7 protein-coding genes and 1 pseudogene are annotated in these 12998 nt (G+C 33.6%); 3 read left to right on the plus strand and 5 right to left on the minus strand.

Translation table 11 applies throughout. From position 1 onward, the window contains the following. Positions 1-26 precede the first annotated feature (26 nt). Complete coding sequence (locus tag J2W48_RS19345) at positions 27-1358, plus strand: inorganic phosphate transporter (protein ID WP_310283433.1); 1332 nt, start codon at positions 27-29, stop codon at positions 1356-1358. A 120-nt stretch (positions 1359-1478) separates the two neighbouring features. Here J2W48_RS19345 and J2W48_RS19350 read toward each other — a convergent pair. The 3 genes and pseudogenes from J2W48_RS19350 to J2W48_RS19360 form a co-directional block, all read right to left on the minus strand. Then, positions 1479-1831 (minus strand): annotated as a pseudogene (locus tag J2W48_RS19350) (YetF domain-containing protein). Positions 1832-1929: 98 nt separating this feature from the next. Continuing rightward, positions 1930-3297, minus strand: coding sequence for a 30S ribosomal protein S6--L-glutamate ligase (rimK, locus tag J2W48_RS19355; protein ID WP_310283434.1), 1368 nt, complete (start codon positions 3295-3297; stop codon positions 1930-1932). A 135-nt stretch (positions 3298-3432) separates the two neighbouring features. Further along, entirely contained in the window at positions 3433-5979 is a 2547-nt protein-coding gene (locus J2W48_RS19360; protein WP_310283435.1) for an ATP-dependent Clp protease ATP-binding subunit, read from the minus strand. Positions 5980-6237: 258 nt separating this feature from the next. Here J2W48_RS19360 and gyrA point away from each other — a divergent pair, with 258 nt between their 5' ends. Both gyrA and J2W48_RS19370 read left to right on the plus strand, forming a co-directional pair. Further along, positions 6238-8877: a DNA gyrase subunit A gene (gene gyrA, locus J2W48_RS19365; protein WP_310283436.1), complete on the plus strand. Its 2640-nt coding sequence runs from the start codon at positions 6238-6240 to the stop codon at positions 8875-8877. 42 nt (positions 8878-8919) lie between these two features. After that, positions 8920-10188, plus strand: coding sequence for a tetratricopeptide repeat protein (locus tag J2W48_RS19370; RefSeq protein WP_310283437.1), 1269 nt, complete (start codon positions 8920-8922; stop codon positions 10186-10188). A 286-nt stretch (positions 10189-10474) separates the two neighbouring features. On the opposite strand, the gene J2W48_RS19375 is transcribed toward J2W48_RS19370, so the two are convergent. Then, the gene (locus tag J2W48_RS19375) at positions 10475-10939 is read right to left on the minus strand and encodes a hypothetical protein (protein WP_310283438.1); all 465 of its coding nucleotides are present in this window, start codon (positions 10937-10939) and stop codon (positions 10475-10477) included. 165 nt (positions 10940-11104) lie between these two features. Continuing rightward, the gene (locus J2W48_RS19380; RefSeq protein ID WP_310283439.1) at positions 11105-12991 is read right to left on the minus strand and encodes a POTRA domain-containing protein; all 1887 of its coding nucleotides are present in this window, start codon (positions 12989-12991) and stop codon (positions 11105-11107) included. Positions 12992-12998: the final 7 nt, after the last annotated feature.

Raw genomic sequence — 12998 nt, forward strand, 5'->3', positions numbered from 1 at the left:
TTTATTTCATTCTGAAGTTATAATTTATGACGCTACTTATAATTATTATAGTATTAGCTTTAATTTTTGATTACATCAATGGTTTTCATGATGCGGCAAATGCTATAGCTACCGTTGTTGCTACAAAGGTTTTAACGCCTTTTCAGGCCGTTGTCTGGGCAGCGTTTTTTAACTTTCTGGCTTATTGGGTTTTCGGGTTTGGTGTTGCAGATACTGTTGCAAAAACAGCGCACACCATGGAAATTAATCTTGTTGTGATTCTGGCTGGAGTTATTGCAGCAATTTGTTGGAATTTATTGACCTGGTGGTTAGGAATTCCTTCAAGTTCTTCACATACTTTGATTGGAGGTTTTGCAGGGGCAGCGATTGCACATGCCATTGCTGTACACGGTTTTTCAGGTTATGTTGGAGAAGACGGAACAACACATTATTGGTTTGATATAGTAAGCTGGTACAAAGCAGGAAAGGATGGTGGAATGCCTTCGGGAGTTATTATCATTATTGCTTTTATTGTTTTAGCTCCATTATTAGGGGCATTAGCTTCCTATTTAATTTCGATCTGGCTGTTAAATGCTTCCCGTAAAAGTATTTATCCTAAAATTTTTACAGCAGCTTTAATGATTGCAACTATTTGGTTTGTAAGCAATCTAATGGTTCCTTATACAGAAATTGATAAACCCCGATTTGATTCTCATTTTTGGAGTGTAGCTTTTGATCCGCACAATATTAAATGGTTTTTAGTTGCCTTTATTATTTTAACAGTAAGTGTTTTTTGTTTAATATTCAGTAGTTTAAATCTTCATCAGGCAGATGCTGCATTGAAAAAAATGCAATTATTATCTTCTGCCGCTTTTAGTTTAGGCCATGGAGGTAATGATTCGCAAAAAGTAATGGGTATTATTGCTGCTGCTGTTGCGGTTTATATCCATGCAAATCCAGGAGTTCATATGGCTTCCTGGTTAGATGTTGTATTACCAAATGATGATTTAGGTGTAAAAGGTGTAATGCCTGGCTGGATTCCATTAGCATGTTATTCTGCTATTGCTGCCGGAACTTTGAGTGGTGGCTGGAAAATTGTAAAAACAATGGGTTCTAAAATCACTAAAGTAACTTCGTTTGAAGGTGTTGCTGCTGAAACTGCAGGTGCTTTAACGCTTTATTTTACTGAACATTTAAAAATTCCCGTAAGTACAACACACACCATTACAGGTTCGATTATTGGGGTTGGATTAACAAAACGTGTATCTGCCGTTCGTTGGGGAGTTACTGTAAGTTTAATATGGGCATGGATATTAACGATTCCTATTTCAGCTATTCTGGCGGGATTAATTTATTTTATACTGAGTGTTTTTATCTAAGAGTAAATGATATTTGTAAAATGTGAGAGGTAAATCGCATTTAGTCAACATAAAAAAAGCTGGTTTCAAATCAAGAAACCAGCTTTTTTGTTTGTGAAAAGAATTCTGTTTTAAACGAATTTACTTTCTGAGGTTTTTATGATTGTGCTTTCGCTTATAATGTGTTTGTTTTAGATTGTTATTTTGAGAAATAACACTGATAGTACCGTCAATTTCTAACATACATAGCTTTATATCTGCATAATGTTCAACACCATGTTCGCGCATGGCTTCTTTTAATTCGTTGTCTAAAGACTGGTATCCGGACCAACCATGGCATTTTGTACCGAATTACTAATCAGTAGAATCAAAATAATATCGGCAGTATTGAGTTGTGAAAGTTCTTTTTTGCCAAAAATTCGCAACGCAATTGTCATAAAAAAATAAATAGCAGCACTCCTTAAAATAATATCTAAATAAGGGAATAGTGTCATTTTTGTCTTTTAAATTTTTAAAAAAAACTTTGTCAAGAGTTTAAAACCATTGACAAAGCTGCTAAAATAATTAATTTGAAGTGAATCTTTTTGAAAGATTACAGTTTAAAATTCTTTTCGATTGCTCTGATCATTTCTCCTGCAATGTCTTTATTAGTTGCACCTTCAATCCCTTCAAGACCTGGAGATGAGTTGACTTCCAATAACAATGGACCTTTTGAAGAACGAATAATATCAACACCTGCTACTTTTAAGTCCATAGCTTTTGCGGCTTTTATAGCGATTTTTTTCTCTTCTGGAGTTACTTTTATTACAGAAGCAGTTCCTCCAAGGTGAATATTAGCTCTAAATTCACCAGGCATAGCTTCACGCTGTATGGCTGCAACTACTTTTCCGTCTATAACAAAACAACGAATATCTTTTCCATTAGCTTCTTTAATGAATTCCTGAACCAGAATATTAGCATTTAAACTTTTAAAAGCATTAATAACACTTTCTGCTGCTTTTTTTGTTTCAGCCAACACAACACCTTTTCCCTGGGTTCCTTCCAATAACTTAACAATTAAAGGTGATCCGCCAACCATTTTGATCAAATTATCCGTATCTAATGGTGAATTGGCAAAACCAGTTGTGGGAATGTCAATTCCGCTGTTTAAAAGCAATTGCAAAGAATATAATTTATCCCTCGATTGCGTTATCGCTGAAGCTGAGTTTAAGCAAAAAACCTTTAAGGCTTCAAATTGTCTGGTTAAAGCACAGCCATAAAAAGTGATACTTGGTCTGATTCTGGGAATAATAGCGTCAAACTGATTTAATATTTTTCCTCCACGATAATGTATTTCCGGCGTTTTGGCATCCAGTTTCATATAGCATTCCTTGATATTCAAAAAATGCATTTCATGACCGCGCATTTCGCCAGCTTCCATAATCCTTTTATTACTGTATAATTCTGGATTGCTGGCTAAAAGTCCAATTCGCAAACCAGAAGTAGCTTTTTCAGAGTTTTGGTATAATTCTTTTAAAGTTTCAGTTGAAGGTTGCCCTAAGAGGTATTTTTCTTCAGGATCAACCAATACACGTCCGCTCATGGCTTCACGACCTAAAAGCATTCGGAAACCCATTGAATCGCGATTGGTCAAAGTCATTTCAATAGGCCATTTTATATCGCCGAGTTTAATGCTTGTCTGAATTACATAACGATGTTCCCTGAAACCACTTGAACTTTTTACAATTCTTTTATCAACTAACGGAGCTTCACAATGAATAATAGTTTTAGTATTATTCTGAATGGGATTAATATCGAATTTTACCCAATTGACATCATTTTTTATAAAAGGAGCTATATTTATCGCATGCATTGCTGATGTTTTAGCCCCAGAATCTACCCGGGCTTTAATTGTCGGAATTCCTAATTCTGGAAATGAACACCATTCTTCACTGCCTAAAATAACCTTGTTTTGAAACATACATTATTGTTATAGATTTATATCAAAAGTAGCTATTTCCTTTTGATAAATATAAAATTTGACTTAAAGAATAAACCCGTTATGTTATAAAAACGTAACGGGTTTGTTATCTTTGTTATAATATTTAAGAATGATTTATTGATTTGTCGGCTCTTCTGCTTTATGTATTTCTACAGAAAGCTCCTGAGAATCATCTTTTAAATCCATTAATATTTCATCACCTGAATGTATTTTTGAAGTGATAATTTCTTCCGCTAGCAAATCTTCAACATATTTCTGAATTGCTCTTTTTAGAGGTCTTGCCCCAAATTGTCTGTCAAAACCTTTTTCAGCGATAAATGCTTTGGCTTTATCAGTCAGATTTAAAGTATAACCTAATTCTGCAATACGAGAATATAGTTTTTTAAGCTCAATTTCGATAATCAAATCGATATCATGTTTTTCTAAAGCGTTAAAAACAATTACATCGTCAATTCTGTTTAAGAATTCTGGGGCAAAGGTTTTTTTCAATGCATTTTCGATAATGCTTTTTGAATTCTCATCAGCCTGAGCCACTTTTGCAGCAGTTCCAAAACCAACACCTTGTCCAAAATCTTTCAATTGACGCGCTCCAACATTCGAAGTCATGATAATGATCGTATTTTTAAAGTCGATTTTGCGACCTAAACTGTCAGTTAAATACCCGTCATCTAAAACCTGAAGCATCATATTAAATACGTCTGGATGTGCTTTTTCGATTTCATCTAAAAGTACTACACAATAGGGTTTTCTACGAACTTTTTCAGTTAATTGACCACCTTCTTCGTAACCAACATATCCCGGAGGGGCTCCAACTAAACGAGAAATAGCAAATTTTTCCATGTATTCGCTCATGTCGATACGAACTAACGCATCTTCAGAGTCGAATAATTCTTTTGCTAAAACTTTAGCTAATTGAGTTTTTCCAACACCTGTCTGACCTAAGAAGATAAATGAACCAATTGGTTTGTTAGGATCTTTAAGCCCGGCTCTGTTACGTTGAATAGAACGTGCAATTTTTAAAACCGCTTCGTTTTGACCAATTACTTTATTCTGAATCAATTCCGGTAATTTGGCTAATTTATTGCTTTCTGTTTGTGCAATTCTATTAACGGGAATTCCAGTCATCATCGAAACAACGTCGGCTACATTATCTTCTGTAACTTCAATTCGGTTGTTTTTAGAATCTTCTTCCCATTGTTCCTGTGCAATAGCTAAATCTTTTTCGATGCGTTTTTCATCATCACGAAGTTTGGCAGCCTCTTCATATTTTTGTTTTTTAACTACCGTGTTTTTGTTTTCACGTACTTCTTCTAACTGACGTTCTAAATCTAAAATTTGTTTAGGAACATCAATATTAGTAATATGTACGCGAGAACCCGCTTCGTCCAGGGCATCAATAGCTTTGTCCGGTAAAAAACGTTCCGACATATATCGGTTAGTTAATTTAACGCAAGCTTCAATTGCTTCCTGAGTATAAATTACGTTATGATGATCTTCGTATTTATCTTTAATATTATTCAAAATAGCTATTGTTTCTTCAACAGAAGTTGGTTCAACAATTACTTTCTGAAAACGTCTTTCTAAAGCACCATCTTTTTCAATATATTGTCTGTACTCATCAAGAGTAGTTGCACCAATACATTGGATTTCGCCTCTTGCTAAAGCAGGTTTGAACATGTTTGAAGCATCAAGGGAACCTGTTGCGCCACCAGCACCTACTATAGTGTGAATTTCATCAATGAAAAGAATGATATCATCATTTTTTTCCAGCTCGTTCATTACAGCTTTCATTCTCTCTTCAAACTGACCACGGTATTTTGTTCCGGCTACTAAACTGGCCAAATCAAGAGTTACTACACGCTTGTTGAAAAGAATACGTGATACTTTTTTCTGAATAATGCGTAATGCAAGTCCTTCTGCAATAGCAGATTTACCAACTCCGGGTTCTCCAATAAGAAGCGGATTGTTCTTTTTTCTACGGCTTAGGATTTGTGAAACGCGTTCAATTTCTTTTTCGCGTCCTACAACCGGATCAAGTTTTCCTTCTTCGGCCATTTCTGTTAAATCTCTCCCAAAATTATCTAAAACAGGAGTCTTTGATTTTTTATTGGACTTATTGGCCGGATTGTTAAAACTACTTTCTTTAAGACTGTCATCTTGTCCTGAATCATCATTATACGATTCGTTTTTTGGCAAGTTTTCTAAGAATTCTTCTTCGTTTGGAGTCATATTTAAATATTGTTCTTTAGCTATATCATAATCTATTTTTAGCTTATTCAATAGCTTGGTTGTTGGATCGTTTTCATTTCTTAAGATACATAAAAGCAAATGGGCCGTACTAATCGACGAACTCTGAAATACTTTAGCTTCCAGAAAGGTTGTCTTCAGTGCCCTTTCCGCCTGGCGGGTAAGATGAAGATTTTTCTTTTCAGCATTTACTTCAACGCTCTGGTTGGCCGGACTTAGTACTTCTACTTTCCTGCGTAAATGGTCTAAATCAACTGCTAGGTTATTAAGTATATGAATAGCTTTTCCGTTACCATCTCTTAAAATGCCCAGCATTAGATGCTCAGTACCAATAAAGTCGTGGCCCAAACGTAAGGCTTCCTCTTTACTGTAGGTAATAACATCTTTTACTCTTGGTGAAAAATTATCATCCATAATATATAATTAGGTATTGTAAATTTAGTGAATTAGTGTTTGAAAAACAAAAACCATACCTTTCAGGAACACCTGTCAGCTAAGAGACAAAAAAAAAAATAATAAAACAGTTAAAAAAGGCTTAATTTATTAACCAAAACATAAAATAATGTTGTTAATAAATCATTGAAATAAGTGTGTGAAAATAGTTATAAAAATTTCAAAAAAACGTATCTTGGCACGCTTTGAAACTAATATAATTATTTAATATAACAACTTATGTCTGAAGGAGAAAAGTTAATTCCTATTAACATAGAAGATGAAATGAAATCAGCTTACATCGATTATTCGATGTCAGTAATCGTATCAAGAGCACTTCCTGATGTTAGAGATGGCTTGAAACCAGTGCATCGTAGAGTGCTTTACGGAATGTATGATTTAGGAGTTTTTTCGAATAAAGCCCATAAAAAATCCGCCAGGATTGTCGGTGAAGTTTTAGGAAAGTATCACCCGCACGGAGATACATCGGTTTATGATGCCATGGTACGTATGGCGCAGGAGTGGAGCATGCGTTATCTTTTGGTAGATGGTCAGGGAAATTTTGGTTCTGTAGATGGGGATAGTCCCGCTGCAATGCGTTATACTGAAGCCAGAATGAAGAAGATTTCGGAAGAAATCATGGCAGATATTGAAAAAGAAACAGTTGATTTTCAGTTGAACTTTGATGATACTTTATATGAGCCAAAAGTAATGCCTACAAGAGTACCTACATTATTAATTAATGGGGCTACAGGTATTGCAGTTGGTATGGCTACTAATATGCCTCCTCATAATTTGACTGAAGTTATCAATGGGACACTTGCGTATCTTGATAATAACGATATCGAAATTGATGAATTAATAACACATATTAAAGCTCCTGATTTTCCAACAGGTGGTATTATATATGGTTATGAAGGTGTTCGTGAAGCATTTAAAACTGGTAGAGGACGTATTGTAATGCGTGCTAAAGTTGGTTTTGAAGAAGTAGACGGAAGAGAGTCAATAATTGTTACCGAAATTCCGTATCAGGTTAATAAAGCTGATATGATTAAGCGTACTGCGGATTTGGTAAATGATAAAAAAATTGAAGGTATTGCTAATATCCGAGATGAATCGGATAGAAATGGTATGCGTATCGTTTATATTTTAAAACGTGATGCTACACCAAATGTGGTTTTAAACACATTATATAAATTTACACAATTACAATCTTCTTTCAGTGTAAACAATATTGCATTAGTAAAAGGTCGCCCACAAATGCTGAATCTAAAGGATATGATTCATTATTTTATTGAGCACCGTCATGATGTAGTTGTTAGAAGAACACAATTTGAATTGCGTAAAGCTGAAGAAAGAGCCCATATTTTAGAAGGATTAATTATTGCATCTGACAATATTGATGAAGTAATTGCTTTAATAAGAGGTTCAAAAAACACTGAAGAAGCCCGTGAGAAATTAATCGAAAGATTCAAGTTGTCAGATATTCAGGCTCGTGCGATTGTAGAAATGCGTTTGCGTCAGTTAACAGGTCTGGAACAGGACAAATTAAGAGCAGAGTACGAAGAGTTGATGAAATTAATTGAGCATTTGAAAGCTTTATTGGCAGATGTAAATTTAAGAACCAATTTAATCAAAGAAGAATTAGAAGAAATTCGTGACAAATATGGTGATGAGCGTCGTTCTCAAATTGAATATTCCGGTGGGGATGTAAGTATTGAGGACTTAATTGCAGATGAAAATGTAGTTATTACAATTTCTCACGCAGGTTATATCAAACGTACCAATTTAACAGAGTACAAAACACAAAACAGAGGTGGTGTCGGACAAAAAAGTGCAGGAACAAGAGATCAGGATTTCTTAGAGCATATGTATGTTGCAACAAATCATCAATATATGATGTTTTTTACTCAAAAAGGAAAATGTTTCTGGATGCGTGTTTATGAAATTCCGGAAGGAAGTAAAACGGCAAAAGGCAGAGCAATTCAAAATTTGGTAAACATAGAAAGTGATGATAAAGTAAAAGCTTTCATTTGTACACAGGATTTAAAAGATAAAGATTATATCAACAGTCACAATCTTGTGATGGTTACCAAGTTAGGTCAGGTCAAGAAAACTTCTTTAGAGAAGTATTCTAAACCGAGAGTAAATGGTGTTGCCGCTATTACTATTAAGGAAGGTGATGAATTGCTGGAAGCAAAATTAACCAACGGGGAAAGTCAAATTATTTTGGCTGTTAAATCTGGAAAGTTAGTTCGTTTTGAAGAAACCAAAACACGTCCGATGGGAAGAACTGCTTCAGGAGTTCGAGGAATTACCTTAAAAGATGATACTGATGAAGTAATTGGTATGGTTACTGTTGATAAAAACGACATTAATGATTCACAAATTTTAGTTGTAACTGAAAATGGATACGGAAAACGTACCAAATTAGTTGACGAAGATGGTGAAGATGTTTATAGAATTACCAACCGTGGAGGAAAAGGAGTAAAAACTCTTAATATTACGGAGAAAACAGGAAAGCTAATTTCTATAAATGCTGTAACGGATGCTGATGATTTGATGATTATCAACAAATCCGGATTAACCATCAGAATGGCAATTGAAGATCTGCGTGTAATGGGTCGTGCAACGCAAGGCGTTCGATTAATTAATTTGAAAGGTAAAGATTCTATAGCGGCAGTTACAAAAGTCATGAAAGATGATGTAGCAGAAGTTGTTGATGAAGATGGCAATGTTATCGAATCTGCGATTGAAAGAATTAAACCGGACTTAGAAGTTCTTGAAGATGATGGTACTTCTGACGAAGATGATGAAGATGATGATACTGAAGAAGTAGAAGATGAAGACGACTCAGAGGAAGAAGAGTCTGAAGAATAAATAAGCAACAAAAATTAAAATTAAATACACAAATTGAATATTATGAAAAGTAAATATGTAATACTAGCGTCAGCATTATTGATTTCAGTAGCTACTTTTGCTCAAAAAGATCAGATTAAAAGTGCTGAAAAAGCTTTAAAAAGCGGAGATGCCCAAGGAGCAATTACGATATTAAAAGATGCTGAAAACATGGTAGCAAATGCCAAAGATGTTGAGCAGGCACAATACTATTTTGTGAAAGGTAATGCTTTCCTGGAGCTTGCTAATAAAAGTGTAGAAACAGGAAAAAACCTGTCTCTGGCAGCAGAAAGTTATAAAAAATTAATTGACTTAGAAAAGGCGTCTGGAAAGCAGAAGTATTCAACTCAGGCTGCTACATCAATTACTCAAATTAAAGGTAAATTGATTAATGAGGCTATCGCAGATACTCAGGCTAATAAACAAGCAGAAGGTGCAAAAAAATTGTACGACGCTTATTTACTGGATCAAAAAGATACAATTAATTTGTATTATGCAGCTTCGACCTATGTAAATGCACAGGATTATGATGCAGCGCTTACTACTTATGAGGAATTAAAAAAATTAAATTATTCAGGAAAAGGAACGAGTTACACAGCAGTGAGCAAAGTTTCAGGTAATGAAGATGGCTTTAATACTGCCAGTGAAAGAGATATGGCAGTGAAATTAGGTACTCATGAAAATCCTAAAACAGAAGCAATTCCTTCTAAAAGAGGCGAAATTTATAAAAACCTTGCTTTAATTTTAGTTCAAAAAGGGCGTACTGAAGAGGCTAAAAAAGCGATTGCTGATGCAAGAAAATCTAATCCTGAGGATACTTCCTTAATTCTTACAGAAGCAAATTTATATCTGGACACAAAAGATTTTGATACATATAAAAAATTAGTTGGAGAAGCTTTGCAAAAGGATCCAAACAATAAAGAACTAATTTTTAATCTGGGAGTTATTAGTGCAAATGCAAACAATCCTGAGGATGCTGAAAAATATTATCTTAAGGTTATCGAAATAGATCCGAATTATGCAAATGCATATCTTAATCTAGCTGCCTTAAAATTAGAAGCTGAAAGACCTATTATTGATGAAATGAATAAATTAGGTACTTCTGATAAAGATATGAAACGTTATGATGTTTTAAAGGCAAAAAGAGAAAGTGTATTTAAAGGTGTTATTCCTTACCTTAAAAAAGCTAATGAATTAGATCCAAAAAACGAAGACGTAAAGAAAACTTTATTAGGTGTTTATAGTGCTTTGGAAATGACTGCTGAAGCAAAAGCATTAAAAGCAAAAGGTTAATTAAAAAAAATAAATAAAAAGCCGTCTAAAAATATTTTTTTAGACGGCTTTTTTATTACTTATTATTGTCAGTTGTAAAAAAGAGATACAATCAAAAACTATAATAAAATAACTCTTCGTAATTCTTTTTTTAAGCTGTGGCTGTAAATTTATATTAATGTATATGTTGGATAAGTTAACTTTTTTGACTTGGATTAATTTATAACAAAAACAGAGTATCGAAATTTTGATACTCTGTTTTTGTTATAAATCAGTTATTTGATAAAACAAATGAATTATTTGTTTTTTAGTCACGTTTATGTCTGCCATGATTATCACGTTTATTATGGTGGTTTTTATGTTTTGTGTGAGCATAGTGTTTATTTTCTTTTCTTGGTTTGTAACACTTTTGAGGTTCTCTATGGTATCCTTTGTAATATCTAACTTTATGTTTATCGTAATGAACGTATGGGGTTCTGCCGTGATAATCATTGAGTACTACTTTGTAGCCATTGTATAAATCATAATTTCTATAGTGGTTAGGTAGTCGTTTTGACCTTACCCATTTACCTCCGCCGAAATAAATAAACTGAGATGCTCTTACATCATAATAAGACCGAATGTCCGGTAAGTAATAATATTCAATATTTTTATAACCTGCAGGACCCCAATCAGGAGTTGCCCCAATGTTAATATTTACAGATACCTGAGCTTGTGTTAAGTTTGCAACCAAAAGAAATAATCCAAGAATTGCTATTTTAATTGTTTTCATTTTTACGGGTTTTATGTTAATCTATTTTTGGATATTCATATACTATGCCAAAAACTAGGGGTATAAATGAAAAATAACTCTTTAGTGACTGAAAATGGTTTGATGAAATTGGAATGTGCTGATTATCAATTGAGTTTGGAATGGAGTATAAATAGTAAAATTTCACTATTTATACTCCACTATTCTTGGTTTAGCCAACTCAAAACTTTGTAATCCAAAATCAGTAGTCTGGAAAGTATTTGTTTTAAAAATATTTTCTCCCTCAAATGGTATTGTTGGGTAATAGGACATAGAAAGTTGGAAAGAACTAAATACTAAATAGTCATTACTTATTAAAAGTCCCAGACTTAATTTTGAATAGTATTTGTTTTGTAAAAGCCCGGAATTACTTGTGCCTAAAACGGCAATTGAATAATTTAAAAAGGGATTCATCCTAAACCCTAAAATTTCTTTTGGCGCATAAGTTTGGGTTTGCAAAGTTAAAACCATTTTACTTTTCCCATATAATGGGGCATTAAATCCATAAACACCATAATTTTCATTAATCGTAAGCTGATCTCCAATAGAGTTTTGGCGATTTATTCCAATTATGACTTCCGGCTTTATAAACTGCCTTAATTTCCAGTTTCCAATTTCCATTAACTTTGTAAAATAATTGGCCTGAAGCGAAAAAGAGGTTTGATAGGTTTTAGACTCATTAAAAAAAGTTCCGACTTCAAAATTGGTACTTAAAAAGCCCCATTTATAATAATCTCCAAAAGAAGCCTGACCGCCTAAATAGGGGCGCCAGATCTCATTTTTTTGCTGATACCCGAAAGTGATTCCGAAGATTCTTCCAATAGGGACATCTTCGGGAACACCGTTTCTGAATATATAATTATCTTTTACGAATTGGCGTGTGTTAATACCAACTCCCATTAGATATTGCTTTTCATCCGAAAAAAAATTAATAGTATCATATTCAACAGAAGGCTTTTCTATATAATCAATATTTAAATATCGTCCTGACCAGATTATATTGGTTGTCTTGTCTTTTTTTGGAGTATCAGAAGTAATATTAAATGCTTTTCCAAGCCAATAATCTTCTGTATTATTTTTAAAATTCTGAAACTCATAATGCAAATCTTTTGCCTGTAAAGTATCTCTTCTAAAATTCTGTCCCAAAGTTATACCTCCGGCCCATTTGGTTAAAGGAGAATAAAATGGGCGTTCAATATTTATACTTTTACCGTAGTTTCTTTCTAAATCTATAAAGTATCTGATTCTTGTATTAATAAAGGTATTTTGAATATTAGGGATAGTATATATGGCATCATGTGCATTTCGTCCATCGTCAAACCTGTTTCTAAATCTATATTCGAGTTGCTGACCAGTACCCAGTATATTTCTATCATTAAACCCAGCAGAAACCCTTGAACTTGAAATTGAAAATTTGGGTAATAAACTCCATGCATCCAAAACGCGCACGGTAACATCTACAGAATCATTCGATGTGCCGATTAATTTTTCGCTAATATTGACTTTGTTCACATATCGCTGCGATCTGATAATACGTTCAGACTCGCTAATTTTATAGGCATTATAAGGAGTGTTCTTTTTAAAAAGTAATAAATTTTTAATTGCAAATTTTTTGGTTTTAAGATGAAGTCTGTTTCCTGTTCTTTCTCCCCAATTGTTAGGCACCATAGTTGAATCAGTATCAGAATTACCAAAAGGGTCCAGGGTAATAATTTTAATATTTCTAATGATTTTTCCTTCAGCACTTGCAAGATGCTTAGATTCAACCAACGTTTTGTCCTTCTTTTTTATTTTTGTTGGCCTGAAAATTGCCTTATTCAGAAAGGTTGTAAATTTATTTTTTTTAGAAATTTTTTTGAGTTTCGAATATCTTTCGGTACTGTCTTTTATAGTTTTGTGATCCTGCGAAAATGAGCTTTGAGAACAAATGCAAAAGAAAATAAGGGCAACTATTTTTAGTTTTCGAAACATTCGAATATTTTTGCTTACTGTAGATTTTTTATGAATATAAACTAAATAATTAGGAGTATTCAAGAAATGA

The sequence above is a fragment of the Flavobacterium piscis genome (genome assembly GCF_031457575.1).
GTDB classification, from domain to species: Bacteria; Bacteroidota; Bacteroidia; order Flavobacteriales; family Flavobacteriaceae; genus Flavobacterium; species Flavobacterium piscis_A.